Source organism: Candidatus Thiodictyon syntrophicum (assembly GCF_002813775.1).
GTDB classification, from domain to species: domain Bacteria; phylum Pseudomonadota; class Gammaproteobacteria; order Chromatiales; family Chromatiaceae; genus Thiodictyon; species Thiodictyon syntrophicum.
Map to the genome: position 1 here is coordinate 6,790,630 of NZ_CP020370.1, position 14,696 is coordinate 6,805,325.

10 protein-coding genes are annotated in these 14,696 nt (G+C 65.3%); 4 read left to right on the plus strand and 6 right to left on the minus strand.

Annotated elements, in window-relative coordinates:
• Positions 1 to 5: 5 nt before the first annotated feature.
• From wecB to glmU, 4 genes are all read right to left on the minus strand, one after another.
• Positions 6 to 1,061: a non-hydrolyzing UDP-N-acetylglucosamine 2-epimerase gene (wecB, locus tag THSYN_RS29100; protein ID WP_418219955.1), complete on the minus strand. Its 1,056-nt coding sequence runs from the start codon at positions 1,059 to 1,061 to the stop codon at positions 6 to 8.
• Between the two features lie 305 nt (positions 1,062 to 1,366).
• Positions 1,367 to 3,742, minus strand: coding sequence for a DUF1631 domain-containing protein (locus THSYN_RS29105; protein WP_236848748.1), 2,376 nt, complete (start codon positions 3,740 to 3,742; stop codon positions 1,367 to 1,369).
• A 289-nt stretch (positions 3,743 to 4,031) separates the two neighbouring features.
• The gene (gene glmS / locus THSYN_RS29110) at positions 4,032 to 5,864 is read right to left on the minus strand and encodes a glutamine--fructose-6-phosphate transaminase (isomerizing) (RefSeq protein WP_100922202.1); all 1,833 of its coding nucleotides are present in this window, start codon (positions 5,862 to 5,864) and stop codon (positions 4,032 to 4,034) included.
• 181 nt (positions 5,865 to 6,045) lie between these two features.
• Entirely contained in the window at positions 6,046 to 7,416 is a 1,371-nt protein-coding gene (gene glmU / locus THSYN_RS29115) for a bifunctional UDP-N-acetylglucosamine diphosphorylase/glucosamine-1-phosphate N-acetyltransferase GlmU (protein ID WP_100922203.1), read from the minus strand.
• Between the two features lie 175 nt (positions 7,417 to 7,591).
• Between glmU and THSYN_RS29120 the strand changes: the two genes are divergently transcribed.
• The 4 genes from THSYN_RS29120 to THSYN_RS29135 all read left to right on the plus strand — a co-directional run bounded on the left by THSYN_RS29120 (position 7,592) and on the right by THSYN_RS29135 (position 10,552).
• The gene (locus THSYN_RS29120; protein WP_100922204.1) at positions 7,592 to 7,978 is read left to right on the plus strand and encodes a hypothetical protein; all 387 of its coding nucleotides are present in this window, start codon (positions 7,592 to 7,594) and stop codon (positions 7,976 to 7,978) included.
• 49 nt (positions 7,979 to 8,027) lie between these two features.
• A complete protein-coding gene (locus THSYN_RS29125; protein WP_100922205.1) occupies positions 8,028 to 9,221 on the plus strand; it encodes an NnrS family protein in 1,194 nt (397 codons plus the stop codon).
• 510 nt (positions 9,222 to 9,731) lie between these two features.
• A complete protein-coding gene (locus THSYN_RS29130; RefSeq protein ID WP_100922206.1) occupies positions 9,732 to 9,953 on the plus strand; it encodes a helix-turn-helix domain-containing protein in 222 nt (73 codons plus the stop codon).
• A 50-nt stretch (positions 9,954 to 10,003) separates the two neighbouring features.
• A complete protein-coding gene (locus THSYN_RS29135; RefSeq protein WP_216644645.1) occupies positions 10,004 to 10,552 on the plus strand; it encodes a ScaI family restriction endonuclease in 549 nt (182 codons plus the stop codon).
• On the opposite strand, the gene THSYN_RS29140 is transcribed toward THSYN_RS29135, so the two are convergent.
• Positions 10,535 to 11,407, minus strand: coding sequence for a DNA-methyltransferase (locus THSYN_RS29140; RefSeq protein ID WP_100922207.1), 873 nt, complete (start codon positions 11,405 to 11,407; stop codon positions 10,535 to 10,537). The two genes, THSYN_RS29135 and THSYN_RS29140, sit on opposite strands and share 18 nt — an antisense overlap.
• A 158-nt stretch (positions 11,408 to 11,565) precedes the next feature.
• Positions 11,566 to 14,409 (minus strand): excinuclease ABC subunit UvrA, encoded by a 2,844-nt coding sequence (gene uvrA, locus THSYN_RS29145; protein WP_100922208.1) that lies wholly within the window; start codon positions 14,407 to 14,409, stop codon positions 11,566 to 11,568.
• Between the last annotated feature and the right edge of the window lie 287 nt (positions 14,410 to 14,696).

Genomic DNA, 14,696 nt, shown 5'->3' on the forward strand with positions numbered 1-14,696 from the left:
GTTGGCTACCCGGCCACGCGGTGCCCGCGCAACACCGCGACGATGCGCCCCGCCGCGTGCCCGTCGCCGTAGGGCGAGACGCCGCGGGCCATGGAACTGTAATAGCCCGGGTCATCGAGCAGGCGCTGGGCCTGCGCCACTATCCGTTCATATACCGGGCCGACCAGCTTGACCACCCCGGCCGCGACCGCCTCGGGCCGCTCGGTCTCCTGGCGCAGCACCAGGACCGGTTTGCCCAGGGCCGGGGCCTCTTCCTGGACGCCGCCGGAGTCACTCAAGATCAGGTAGGCACGCTGCATGGCCCCGACGAACGGCAGGTAGTCGAGCGGCGGGCACAGGGTGATGCCCGGACAGTCGCCGAGCAGGGCCTCGGCCACGCCCTTCACATTCGGGTTGGGATGCACCGGGTAGAGCACCGCGACATCCGGGTTGGTCTCCGCCAGGCGACGGATGGCGCGGCAGATCTCACGCAAGGGCTCACCGAAGTTCTCGCGCCGATGGGCGGTGACCAGGATCAGCCGTTTGGCCGGGTCGATGGGGACCCCGATCGCCGGTCGGCGGTCCGCCACGCTCAACAGGGCGTCGATGACGGTGTTGCCGGTGACATGGATGGCCGCGGGGGCGACGCCTTCGCGCAACAGGTTGTCCCGGGCGCTGGCGGTCGGGGCAAAGTGCCAACGCGCCAGACGCCCGGCCACTACTCGATTCATCTCCTCCGGGAAGGGGTTGTCAAGATCGCCCGTGCGCAGCCCCGCCTCGACGTGACCGAAGGGGATCTTGCGATAGAAGCAGGCCAGGGCCGCCGTCATCACGGTGGTGGTGTCGCCCTGGGCCAGGACCAGGTCCGGGTTCTCCGCACCCAGCGCCTCGTCCAGGGCCAGGAGCAGCCGGGCGGTCAGGGCGGTGAGTGCCTGGTTGGGCCGCATGATGTCGAGGTCCAGATCGGGCCGGATACCGAAGAGCGCGAGGACCTGGTCGAGCATCTGGCGATGCTGCGCGGTGGCGAGCACGCGCGACGCGAAGGCCGGGTCGCCGGCGAGGGCCTGGATGACCGGTGCCATCTTGATGGCCTCCGGGCGGGTGCCGACGATGGACAGGACGCGCAGCGGGGGAATCTCGCTCATGGCTGGCCTAAGGTAGGTGGGTCTAGGCCGGCAGTGTAGGCGATTTGCCCGCACCGCGGCAGGGTGGCTAATGCCGCTTGATGGATAAGGCTCGGACCATTGACTGCACCGCGGCCGTAGGGTGCGCCGTGCGCACTGTGGCGCCAACCGAAACCCTGGCCGCGGCGATCAACCGCAGCCTCTTGAGGTGCGCACGGCGCACCCTACGCCAATGACCAAGGCTGAAGCCTTGGACTCCAGGACTACAGAGTGGCGGCTGCCGACGCCGAACCGGCCAGCAGGTGCGCGACCGCACGGTCGGTCAGGGGCGCCTGATTCAGCACCCGGGCCGTGCCCTTGCGCAGGTGCTCCGCGAGACTGGCGGGGGCGAGCGTCATGGCGTTCTCACCCTGGCGGTTGGTGAACAGGTAGACCCCGCGCAACTGGCTGATCCAACTAAGACGCAGGGTCTTGCGGGTGCCCAGGAAACTCTCGAACTCGACCCAGGTACCGAGTTCCAGGGACCGGGCGAGCCGCAGCTCGCGGTCGGCGAGAGGCTCCCAGTTGGTCGGCCCGGCGCCCTGGGCCGCCGGGTGATACTCGATGCAGTGGGCGGCCTCGACCAGGTCGACGGCCCGCAATCCAGGGCGTTCGGCGGCGGCGGGGGGCGGCGCCGTCACGGGCTCCGGATTCGGGGACTCCCGATAGGTAGCGGCGGGACTGTCCTTATGCAGGGCCCCCATGTGCAGCCTGATCAGTTGGCCGAAGAAGGGGTCCCAAACCGCCTGTAGACCGGCGGCCTCGAGCGGGACACGCAGGCGGCTCAGGAGATCGGGCAGCGAGGTGAGGAGGCGATTGCGCTCCGCCGCCCCGTACTTGGGGGCCACGCTCCACAGCAGGTCGTCCATGGCCGCCAGGGCCTGCTGCCAGGGTTGCGCTTCATCGCCATGGCGGACGTAGGTCTCCTCCAGCACCGAGCGCCAGTGACGATCGAGGAATTCCCCGACCAGGGCCGGCATCCCCGGGACCTTGAGGCGCGCCTCGATCTCGGTTGTCACCCGGGCCTGGGCCAAGTCCCGCCGGTCGCGTTGGGCAAGCTTGTCGACCACCACCGTGGTCCGCGTCCGGGCACGCGCCTCCTCGTCCGCCAGGAAGTCCTCCAACTGCTGCGCCTGGGCGGCAAAGATGTCGATGCTGGTCTCGAAGCCCGCCACCACCTCGCTGACGATGGCCTGGATACTGGTCATCAGGCGCGGCGCGTCGGCCTCGTGGCGCCCGAGCCCGGCACTGGCGATCAGGTCAAGCAGACGCCGCGCCGGGTGCCGCTTGTTGGAGAAGAAGGCCTTGTCCAGCAGGGCCGCCTTGAGGACCGGGATCTGGAGCCTGGCGACCTCCGCGCGCAGGGTCGCCGGGAGGTCCGGGTCCGCGAAGATGGCGTCGAAGAGCAGTGCCACGATATCGATGGTCAGGGCATCGACCGGGTGCGAGCCGGCCGCCAGCGCCGTGGCGCGCAACTGCTGCAGCACCGTGCCCGGCCCCGCGGCGAGTGCTGCCGCCCCCATCCCCGGCAGGTGATGCGGGTCGCCACGCCCCCGTTGCAGGGCGGTCAGGGCCGCCATCAATTGGGCCAGGCCGAGGGTCGGCGCGGGATTCGGATCAGACCCCGGGCGCACCGCCCGACGCCCGCGCGGGGTCCGCGTCGCCGCCGCGATGGCGCGGGCGAGCTGACCGAAGACCAGGTCCTCGAAGCGGGCCTGCGCGGGCAGGCCCGCGAGATCGGCGGCCGCCGGGTCGAGCACGGGGACCCCGGGCAGCGGGTCGGCCGACCCGCCGGTGCACGGCGATCCGGACGCCCCCGCCGACGGACCGGCCAGGCGGTCGCCCGGCTCGCCGCACTGCACGCAGCGCGAGCCGTTGGGCAGCGCGGGCGCACTGCCATGGTCGACCAGGTGCCGGTTGAGTCCCGCGTAGATGGCGGCAAGCGCCGTCTGGGTCTGGCGCTCGAACGCCTCGAGGATCGTCAGGGCCAAGGTCTGGGACACACCCAACGCCTCGAACGCACGCAGCATGGCGGCGAACAGTGCACGGGGGTACAGCGGGTTATCGTCTTCGTCGACGCGCGCCGAAGCCAGCAGGGCGGCGAGACGGCGGTCGAGCGCGGTGAGCTGCTCCGCACAATGGCAGACGGCGCGGGCCGCAAGCTTGCCGAGCACCAGGTCGCGCTTGAAGGCGTCCGCGTTGACGGGATGCTGATCGAGCGGGGTGCCCGGGGCGTCGTAAGGACGGCCGCGCCGCAGGGCGGCGAGGCCAACGTCGAAGTGCTCACACAAGCCGCCGCGAAACCGCTCCAGAAAATCCTGGCCGCGGCTGGTCAGGAACTCCATCGCGGCGAAATAGCGCTGCTGCTGCTCCAGGCTGGTGGCGCGGTCGGCCATGCCAAGCAGGTCGTCTGCGACAGCGCCCAGGTTCTCGGCCAAGGCCTTGGCGACCCCATGGGCGAGTCGGTCGCGGCACCCCGCCAGTAACAGCAGCGCGTCCGCGGGAATGGTCCCGTCGGGGCCCGTATCACGGGCGGCGAAGGGCAGCATGTTGGGAGAATTTCGATCCGGCATGAGCTGGGTCTCGGTGTACGGAAGCACTCTGCACCCGCCGGCGCAGAGACAACCCAAGCTGGTAGCGGCGTCGGATCCGCGGCGAGCTCAGGGCCCAGGTCCGCCGATCCTCTCGAGAGATTCTCGTTCTTAGACGTGTCTTAGGTGAGAGTATAAGGGCAAAGACCGGCGCCGAGTGCCAACCGGATCGCTGTTTTGGTGGTCGGCAGCAGGCGGGACGCCGCCGCGACCGTGAAGCCGCAATGAGACCAGGCGAGTATAACCGTTAGGGTGCGAGAGCGCAGCGAAACCTATCGTTGACGCTGCGCTCAAGAACTCACTCGACCGTCACTGACTTCGCCAGATTGCGCGGCTGGTCCACATCGGTGCCCTTCAGGACCGCCACATGGTAGGCCAGCAGTTGCATGGGGATGGTGAAGATCAGGGGGTCGATCAGGTCGTCGGTCTCCGGCAGGCGGATGACCGTGATCCCGGCCGCCTCTTGCAGCGGGACCTGAAAGTCGGCGAAGACAAAGAGCTGACCGCCGCGGGCACGGACCTCTTCCAGGTTGGATTTCAGCTTCTCCAGGAGCGCGTTGTTGGCCGCCACCGCCACCACCGGCATGTCCTCGTCGATCAGGGCCAGCGGGCCGTGCTTGAGCTCGCCCGCCGGGTAGGCCTCGGCGTGGATGTAGGAGATCTCCTTGAGTTTCAGCGCCCCCTCCATGGCGATCGGGTAGAGTTCCCCACGCCCCAGGAACAGGGTGTGCTGCTTGTCGACGAACTGCTCGGCCAGCGTCGCGATGGGCGCGTCCAGGGCCAGGACCTGCTCCATCTTGGCCGGGACCGTGCGCATCAGGGCGACCAGGCGCTCCTCCTGCGCCTGGTCCAGCCGGTGGAAGCGCCCCAGCGTCACGGTCAAGAGCAAGAGCGCCATGAGTTGGGTGGTGAAGGCCTTGGTGGAGGCGACGCCGATTTCGGGGCCGGCGCGGGTCAGGAGCACCAGGTCGGATTCGCGCACCAGCGAACTCTCGGGCACATTGCAGATGGCGAGCGTGGCGGCGTAACCGGTTTCCTTGGCGATGCGCAGGGCCGCCAGGGTATCCGCGGTCTCCCCCGACTGGGAGATGGTGACGAAAAGGGCGGACTGAGGCACCACATGGCGGCGGTAGCGGTACTCGCTCGCCACCTCGACGTTGCAGGGCAGCCCGGCCAGGGACTCCATCCAGTAGCGCGCGACCAGGCCCGCGTGGTAGCTGGTCCCGCAGGCGACGATGGTCACCGCCTGGATACTCGCAAAGAGGTCGGGCGCGGCGTTACCGAAGGCCTCCGGCACCACCCGATTGCCCAGCAGGCGCCCGTCCAGGGTGTCGGCGATGGCGCGGGGCTGCTCGAAGATCTCCTTCAGCATGAAGTGCCGGTACGCGCCGCGCTCGGCGGAGTCGCTGGCGACCGCAGATTCCTTGACCGGGCGCGTGACCGGTTCACCCTTGCGGTCCCAGATGCGCACGGACTCGCGGGTGATTTCAGCGATGTCACCCTCCTCCAGGAAGATGAAGCGGTGGGTCACCGGCAGCAGGGCGAAGACGTCGGAGGCGACGAAGTGCTCACCGAAGCCCACGCCGATCACGAGCGGGCTGCCCTGGCGCGCGACCACCAGGTGCTCCGGATCCTGGAAATCGAGCACGGCCAGGGCGTAGGCGCCGGTCATGCGGGCGGCGGCGCGGCGCACCGCCTCGATCAGGGGGTACCCGCCGACCAGTTCGTCATAAACGGCGTGGACCACGACCTCGGTGTCGGTCTCGGAGGTGAAGCGATGGCCGGCGGCGCGTTGCTCCCGGCGCAGTTCCTCGTGGTTCTCGATGATGCCGTTATGGACCAGGGCGCAGCGGTCGCGACAGATGTGGGGGTGGGCGTTGCGCACCGCGGGCTCACCGTGGGTGGCCCAGCGGGTGTGGGCTATCCCTAAGGTCCCGGGGAGCGGATGGGCGGCGACCTCTTCCGCCAGGCGCGCGACCTTACCCAGGGTGCGCGCGCGATTGAGCTTGCCGGGCGACTCCAGGACGGCGATACCGGCGGAGTCGTAGCCGCGGTATTCGAGCCGACGCAGCCCCTCGAGCAGGATGGCCGCGACCGGGCGTTGGGCGATGGCGCCGACGATACCGCACATGATGATTACTCCGCTGAATTTGGAAGAAGAAATCTAGCCGCGAATGAACGCAAATAAACGCAAATGATCAAATGCTCACCGCTTTCTGCGCAGTCGCACGGCGGGTGCCGCACCGAGGCAGTAACCCAGTGAATCATTTGCGCTCATTAGCGTTCATTTGCGGCAAATCTTCTTCCTTAGGTTATGTTTTAGGCTGTTTCCGCGGCCGCTGCCAACCGGGGATCGTGGTCTGGCGGGCACGGGTGACGGTCAGCTCGCCGGGGGGGGCGTCACGGTTGATCACTGAACCGGCGCCGATGGTGGCCCCGGCGCCGATAGTCACCGGGGCCACCAGGGAGGCGTTGGAGCCGATGAAGGCCCCGTCCCCGATCAGGGTGCGGAACTTGTTGGCCCCGTCATAGTTGCAGGTGATGGTCCCGGCGCCGACGTTGACCCCGGCGCCGATGTCCGTGTCCCCGATATAGGTCAGGTGGTTGACCTTACTGCCCTCACCGACGTTCGCCTTCTTGATCTCGACGAAGTTGCCGATATGGGTGTCGGGGGCCAGCCGCGCCTCCGGGCGCAGGCGCGCGAAGGGACCGATGCGCGCCCCGGTGCCGACCTGCGCCCCCTCGATCACACAATTGGCGAAGATGTGCGTGCCGTCCCCGATGATACTATCGCGAATCAGACAATTGGGGCCGATGCGCACCCCGTCGCCCAGGGTCACCTCGCCCTCGCAGATCAGATTGACGTCGATGAACAGGTCCCGCCCCGTGGTCAGGCGTCCGCGGATGTCGATGCGGGCCGGGTCGGCCAGGGTGACGCCGTTGCGCATCAGGCCCTCGGCCAGGCGGCGCTGATGGAAGCGCTCCAGGGCCGCGAGTTGGACGCGATCATTGACGCCGGAGACCTCCTCCAGCGTCACCGGGTGCACACTCGCCACCCGCTCCCCTTGCGCCACCGCCAGGCCGATCACGTCGGTCAGGTAATACTCGCCTTGGGCGTTGGCGTTGGTGAGCCCCTGGAGCCAACCGTCCAGCCGGGCGCGATCCGCCACCAGGAAGCCGGTGTTGGCCTCGCGCACCGCCAGTTCCTCCGGGGTCCCGTCCTTCTGCTCGACGCTGCGCAGGATGCGCCCGCCGGCGTCGCGGATGATGCGGCCGTAGCCGGTGGGGTCGTCCATGAGCACGGTGAGGATGCCGAGACCGCTGTCCCGACTGGCCTCGATCAGGCGGCTCAGGGTGTCCGAATCCACCAGCGGCACATCGCCATAGAGCACCAGGACCCGATCCATGTCTTGGACCAGGGGCATTGCCTGCAGCACCGCGTGCCCGGTGCCGAGCTGCTGGGCCTGCTCCACCCAGGCGCAGTCCTCGTCGGCCAGCGCGGCGCGCACCTCTGCGCCCCCGTGACCATAGACCACCACGGTGCGCGCCGCGCCGATGCGCGTGGCCGCCGCCACCACATGGGCCAGCATTGGCCTGCCCGCCAACGGGTGCAGCACCTTGGGCAGGTCGGAACGCATCCGCTTGCCCATCCCCGCGGCCAGGATTACGACGCCGAGCTTCATCTGGGTTGTTTGCTCCTGGAGAAAGGTGGGTCTTGACAGGCGCGCGCGACACTGCGCCGTTGTCGGCCAAGCGGTTAGATTAGCGCAACATCGCCGCGCCGATCCAAGGACCGGTCACATCATCGCCGCGCCGTGCTAAAGTCATGTTGGAAAGTCGACCACATCATGATGCCACATGAAAGCCTTACAGTTCACCATCGACAAGGGTTTGCTGACTGAACTCAACGTCGGCCCTGATCACAATCTTGCCCTGTCAGCCAACGGCGAGGTCTGTGGTCCGCACAGCGGACCCTACGGCCCCGCGCCCGTAGGGTCCGCTGTGCGGACCAGCGACCTCCCCTCCAGCAGGGTGGCCGGATGCACGATCAAGGCTTCGACGGCGCCCCCCGAGGTCCAGCGCGACGGCCACTCGGCCATCTTGCGGCGCGCCATCTCGGGCCATCCGCGCGACCAGCGGGAGCCGACCCTCGCGGAACGCTATCGTCACGCCTACGGTCAAGGCGGGGGGCTGGGTCCGCAGTTCGCCGGCTGGGAGGACCAAGGGCGATGGCCGGAGGAATGAACCGCGGCGAGGTCTGGACGTTCGAGAACAGCACCCACGGAGCACCCCAGTGCCACAGACCCCAATCCCCCGCGCCCGCCGCGAGCTGCCCATCCTCGCCTTGGGCTTCCGTCCGTTCTTTCTCGTCGCGGGACTCTCGGCCGTCCTGACGCTCCTGGTCTGGCTCGCCATGTTGCACGGCAACCTCGCCATGGACGGCTATTATGCCGGGACCACCTGGCACGCCCACGAGTTGCTGTTCGGCTACGGCCTGGCCGTGATCGCGGGTTTTCTGCTCACCGCCGTGCGCAACTGGACCGGCCTGGCGACCGCCACCGGGGCCGAACTGGGGGCGCTTACGCTGCTGTGGACCCTGGGGCGGGTCGCACCGCTCCTGCCGCTTCCCGCGGTACTGGTCGCGATCCTGGATCTCAGTTTCCCGGCGCTGCTCGCGCTGTCGCTCTTCAAGCCGCTATGGCAAGGGCCAAACCCGGCCAATCGGGCCTTTCTCGCGCTGCTGGGCGGCATGTGCCTGGCCGCCCTCCTGGTCCACCTCCAGGCCCTGGGCCTCACGACCCGCACGGCCCTGGCCGGGGACCGGCTGATGCTTGGGCTGACCCTCTTGACCTTGTTGGTCGTCGCCGGGCGGGTCATGCCCTTCTTTACCCGCACGGCCATCCCGGATGCGGCCCCCAGGTCAAACCCATGGGTGGAGCGGCTGACCTTCGGGCTCGCACTGCTCTGGGTAGGCGCCGACTCGTCCACCCAGCTCGGCCTGCCGGTCGCGGTACCGGCGGCCGTGCTCGCGCTGTCATTGGCCCTGGTCCAGGGTCTGCGCCTGGCCGGGTGGCACGATCGACGGGTCTGGGGCATCCCGCTGCTGGCGGTGCTCTACAGCGGGTATCTGTGGCTGATCCTGGGCCTCACCCTGAACGGGCTGGCCCACCTGGGCCTGCTGCAGCCCTTCCCGGCCCTGCACGCATTGACCATCGGCGCGATCGGCGTCTTCACCCTGGGGATGATGACCCGGGTGACCCTGGGTCATACCGGCCGCGCCATGGTCGCCTCCCGGCCGACGGTCATCGCCTTCGCGGCCCTGAACCTGGCAGCCCTGGTGCGCGTCTTCGGCCCGCTGGCGTGGCCGTCGGCCTATAGCCATTGGCTGATCGGCTCCGGGTTTCTGTGGGTCCTGGCGTTCGGGGTCTTTCTGTGGGTCTATGCACCGCTGCTGGTCAGCAGACGGGTCGACGGACGGCCGGGATGATTCGCTGCATTGTGGGCTGGCGCGCCTGCGAGAGCGCAGCACGCGGGCCGATCATTATCCCGGCGGCCAAGCCTCACCCCGCGCACGCAACACGGCTGCCCCAGCGATTATTCAATCCGAACGCGGTCTTGCGGCCGTGGATGTAGCCCAAGGGCAGGTCCGTCTGGTCCAAGATGTTCGGCGCCTCTCAGCCCAGAAACATCAGGTCTCACGCCAAGGCGCCAAGTTTTTTCACATACAGACCACTCGATCCTATTTTGCCGCCCCCGCACCTTCTCCTATTACCCAATTATCACCCTCGCCAACCCCGGGCTGAACGCCAAATTCGCTCCGTCGGTCAACTTTTCAAGCCGGTCGTCGTCAAGGTCGATCGCCGACGCAAGGTCCTGAAATCGGACTTTCGCAACTTTCGTTACAGTTTCCTCCAAGACTGATTGAACGTCAGAGCTAAGTCGAGACGATACTTATAGTCTGTAGAAACATAATCATCATACAGGCATCCTGAGATGCATGGCAAGATCAACCGAAAAGCGACTCTTTGGTCAGCACGTTCGAGACCTTCGCCTCAGCCATAGGCTGTCGCAGGAAGACCTTGCTGAGGCGAGTGGACTACACCGGACTTACATTGGTTCGGTAGAGCGAGGCGAAAGAAATATAAGCCTCGAGAACATTATAAAGATCGCGACGGCCCTAGGCACGACGCCAAGTAAACTCCTTGAGGGAATTCAATAATGGGGTTGCAATCTCCATATCATAACGTTTCGCCTGAAAATTGGCGAACAGTGACCGAGAAACTGATCTCGAAACATCCCCTAGGAAGCAAAGAAATCGTCGATATTGTCCTTGACGCATGGCAGTCCATCTTCACCTCGGCGATTGGATCGCACAGCTTCAAAATTGGAAAAGACATTTTCCCGAAACCCCAAATCATGGGCGCTTTGCTCCATGAATTGATTCCACTTGAAGTGGCAGCACGATATCCAAAGGAATGGAGAGGGGAGCAAACCGCTGATGACAAAGATATCGTCTATGTCCCGAACGACAGCTTCTCTATCGAGTTAAAGACTTCGTCTCATCGGGACCAGATTTTCGGCAACCGAAGCTATGCTCAAGATGCAAGAAAGGACAAGAAAAGCAAGTCGGGCTACTATCTAACTGTCAACTTTGAAAAATTCGCTCCACAAGGGACGGAACCGACGATTTTGTTAATCCGATTCGGCTGGCTTGACCATGCCGATTGGATTGGCCAGCGAGCAGCTACAGGCCAGCAGTCGCGATTAACTTCTGACATTTACGCCGGAAAGTTAAAAACTCTATACGCCAAGAGCTAATTCGATTTGGGCTTCGGCAAATTGCTTTGCCTCAAAGTAATTTGAAATTCGGCGGCTGGCAATCTGAACATAGGATGGGTCGATTTCAAACCCAATCACTTTTCGACCATGTCGTAGCGCCGCTTCCGCCGTGGTTCCAGAACCAAGAAATGGATCGAGTATCACATCCCCTTCATTGCTACTGCATTTTATGATCCGCTCAATGACAGCGAGCGGAAACTGAGCCGGATGAGGGGTCCGCTCTTCTGAACTCCTATCCCTGCCAGAGGTCACTTTCGGGAACTGCCAGACATCGGTCGGATTTTTCCCTAAGGGATTGCATTTTAGCTTACCGTTTTTTTTCTGATTTGGGTATTTCACGTCGGGATCACGTATCTCGTCAAGATTAAAGCAGTACGACATCGCATCTTTGACGTACCATAGAAATTTTTCGTTTCGGGGCGAAAACATGCTCCGGCAAGCCACTCCAGCACCGTAGTTCCAGACTATCTCCTGGATTAGAAAAAAAGGCGTTCTATTCCAAAGAAAATACGGGATCGGTATCGCACGGCCCTTGCCAGGAATTCCGAAATACCCAAGGTTTAACCAAAATGCGCCGTCGCTCTTGGTGATGCGATGAATCTGCTTGATCCATGATTCGCACCAATCCAAATATTGCGTTTGCGACAATACGTCTTCGTATTCTTTGCCAATGTTATACGGCGGCGACGTCACTGCGAGATCGATCATCTTGGGAGGGAGTTGCCTCATTAGCTCAAGACAGTCACCCTGAAAAATCGCAACCTCGTCGGCCTCGTAGCTCGGAGCTCCAAAGGCAGAACGGCACAGAGAAAAGATATCAGTATCCGGCAGCATGATGCTACTTATAGTAGTCAAAATTATCGCAACTGTCAACTACACGCGGAGGCCCGCAAGAGAGCAGGGTTAGCGTCGGCACGGAAACCGCTCGTGGACCATTGATTTGGCCAGTCGGTCAAAATGCTCTGGTTTCGGGTCGATGCGCGCTACCCACCCTACCAGCCGCGCTGCAACAAGGGCTTGAGGAACCGCCCAGTATGGGACCCGGGATCGGCCGCGATCTGTTCCGGCGTGCCGACACTGATGACCTCACCGCCCTTGTCCCCGCCCTCTGGCCCCAGGTCGATGACCCAATCGGCGGTCTTGATGACGTCCAGGTTGTGCTCGATGACGATGACGGTATTGCCGTGGTCGCGGAAGCGGTGCAGGACCTGGAGCAATTGGGCCACGTCGTGAAAGTGCAGGCCGGTGGTGGGCTCGTCCAGGATATAGAGGGTGCGGCCGGTGTCCCGTTTGCTCAGTTCCCGCGAGAGCTTGACCCGCTGCGCCTCGCCCCCGGAGAGGGTCGTCGCGCTCTGGCCCAGGCGCACATAGGCAAGGCCCACGTCGATTAAGGTCTGGAGCTTGCGGTGTATGACCTCGACCGGGGCGAAGAAGGGCAGCGCGTCCTCGATGGTGAGGTTCAGGACCTCGTCGATGGTGCGGCCCTTATAGCGGACCTCCAGCGTCTCGCGGTTATAGCGGCGGCCCTTACAGGTGTCGCACTGGACATAGATGTCGGGCAGGAAGTGCATCTCCACCCGAATGAGGCCATCGCCCTTGCACGCCTCACAGCGCCCGCCCTTGACGTTGAAGCTGAAGCGGCCTGGGCCGTAGCCGCGGGAGCGGGCCTCGGGTACGGACGCGAACAGGTCGCGCACCAGGTTGAATAGCCCCGTATAGGTGGCCGGATTGGAGCGGGGGGTGCGGCCGATGGGGCTCTGATCGATATCGACGATCTTGTCGAAATACGCCAGGCCCTCGATGACGCGGTGGGGGGCGGCGGTGAGGCTGGCGCCGTTGAGTTGGCGGGCGGCCACGGGGAATAGGGTATCATTGATGAGCGTGGACTTGCCGGAGCCGGAGACCCCAGTGATGCAGCAAAAGCTGCCGACCGGGATGGCGGCATCGACATCTTTAAGGTTATTGCCGGTGGCACCCAGGATACGCAATTGGCGCTCCGGGTCCGACGGGGTGCGGTGTTGCGGGATCGCAATGCGCAGGTCGCCGCAGAGATAGCGGCCGGTCAGTGATTTCGGGTTGGCGGCGATCTGCGCGGCGGTGCCTTGGGCGACGAGCTCACCGCCGTGGACCCCGGCGCCCGGCCCCATGTCGACCACCAGGTCCGCGGCGCGGATCGCCTCCTCGTCGTGCTCCACCACGATGACGGTGTTGCCGATGTCGCGTAGGTGGGTCAGGGTCTTGAGCAGCCGGGCGTTGTCGCGCTGGTGCAGGCCGATGGAGGGCTCGTCCAGGATGTACATGACGCCGACCAGGCCGGCGCCGATCTGGCTGGCGAGCCGGATGCGCTGGCCCTCACCGCCGGAGAGGGTCTCGGCGCTGCGCGCGAGCGTGAGATAGTCGAGCCCCACGTCGGTGAGGAAACGCAGCCGGGTGGCGATCTCCTGGTTGATGCGGGCGCCGATCTCGCCGCGCCGCCCGGGCAGGATCAGCCCCTCGAACCAGGCGAGGCACTCGCCGACCGGCAGGGCGCAGAGGCTGGGGAGGTTGCGGTCGGCGACGAAGACGTGGCGCGCCGCCTCGCTCAGACGGGCGCCATGGCAGGCCGGGCAGGGGTGGTGCGACAGATAGCGGGCCAGCTCCTCGCGCACGGTGGTGGAGTCGGTTTCGCGATAGCGTCGCTCCAGGTTGGGGATGATCCCCTCGAAGGGACGCAGCTTCCCGCTGCCGCCCTCGTGGGGGAGCCTGAGTTTGAGCTTGTCCTTGCCGGAGCCATAGAGCACCACCTGGCGGGCGGTCTCCGACAGGTCGACCCAGGCGGTCTCCACATCGAACCCATAGTGCTCGGCGACGGCCTGGACCATCTGAAAGTAATAGCCGTTGCGCCGGTCCCAGCCGCGCACGGCCCCAGCGGCCAGGCTCACCCCCGGTTGGGCGACGACCTTGGCCGGGTCGAAGAACTGCTCGACGCCCAGCCCGTCGCAGGTCGGACAGGCCCCCGCCGGGTTGTTGAACGAGAAGAGGCGCGGTTCCAACTCCTGGATGCTGTAGCCGCAGACGGGGCAGGCGAAGGTGGCCGAAAAGGTGATCTCAGGGCGCCCCGGCGCCGCACTGTCTGCGTCTTTCGGGGGCTCCAGCGGCGCTATTCGGGCGATACCACCGGAGAGCGCGAGCGCGGTCTCGAATGACTCAGCCAGCCGCAGGTGCAGATCGGGGCGTACCCGAAAGCGGTCGATCACGACCTCGATGTCGTGCTTCTTCTTGAGATCCAGGTCCGGCGGGCTGTCGAGTTCGCACAGTTCGCCGTCGATGCGCGCCCGCACGAACCCCTGGGCGTGCAGTTCCGCGATCAGTCGCTGGTACTCGCCTTTACGCGCGGACACCACCGGGGCCAGGAGCATGAGCCGCTCCCCCTCCGGCAGGGCCAATACCTGGTCGACCATCTGACTGACGGTCTGGGCCTCGAGCGTCTCCCCGTGTTGGGGGCAGCGGGGGCTGCCGACGCGGGCGAACAGCAGGCGCAAATAGTCGTAGATCTCGGTAATGGTGCCGACGGTGGAGCGCGGGTTGTGGGAGGTGGTCTTCTGCTCGATCGAGATGGCGGGCGACAGCCCCTCGATATGATCGATGTCCGGCTTTTCCATCACCGAGAGGAATTGCCGGGCATAGGCGGACAGCGACTCGACATAGCGGCGCTGGCCCTCGGCATAGATGGTGTCGAAGGCGAGAGAAGACTTGCCGGAGCCTGAGAGCCCGGTGACGACGATCAGCCGGTCGCGCGGCAGATCCAGATCCAGGTTCTTGAGGTTGTGGGTGCGGGCACCGCGCAGGCGGATCATTCCGGGAGCCAGGACGGAGCCAGGACATCCTCATCCATGGACCAGGCGACGATGTCGGACTCATAGGTTTGCATCTGATTCCCCTCGCAGAACGCCCAGTTCCCAGACCTCTACGATAGCGCGGGGGCGAAAGTCGGACAAGCGCGAGGCTCCCGCCGATTGCGATTGGCGCGTGACGCCGACAATTGATGGGTTTCGCTGCGCTCTACCCATCCTACGGGAGCGCCTGCCCAGTCTCGGAGCAGTATCGCCGCAGGATGACAAAAGGCAAAAATCAAAATGCCCCC